At 60.0% G+C, this 457-nt stretch carries 1 protein-coding gene; it reads left to right on the forward strand.

Features of this window, described 5'->3' with window-relative positions; translation table 11 throughout:
• Positions 1-29: 29 nt before the first annotated feature.
• On the forward strand, positions 30-457 hold a 428-nt coding region (locus AWU74_RS14350; protein ID WP_238580275.1), incomplete at its 3' end, for a HAMP domain-containing protein.

The following is a 457-nucleotide window of genomic DNA, read 5'->3' on the forward strand; positions in this document are numbered from 1 at the left end:
GTGACCTGTCCTCGGAGATTCCCGCGGAAGTGAAGGGCGAAATTCTCGCACTAAAGAACACAATGAAGTCGATGGTGGATCAGCTTAAGCGCTTCGCGGCGGAAGTCACGCGGGTGGCGCGTGAAGTCGGCACAGAAGGCAAGCTCGGCGGTCCGGCTGTGGTGCCAGGCGTCGCCGGAACCTGGAAGGACCTCACCGACAGCGTCAACTTCATGGCGTCGAATCTCACCGGTCAAGTCCGCAACATCGCAGAAGTCACCACCGCCGTGGCGCGCGGCGATCTGTCCAAAAAGATCACCGCCGACGTGCGGGGCGAAATTCTGGAAGTGAAGAATACCATCAACACGATGGTGGATCAGCTCAATGGCTTTGTGTCCGAAGTCACCCGAGTGGCGCGCGAAGTTGGTACCGAAGGCAAACTCGGCGGTCAGGCTGTGGTACCTGGCGTTGCCGGCAC

This window comes from Treponema endosymbiont of Eucomonympha sp. (assembly GCF_001028545.1).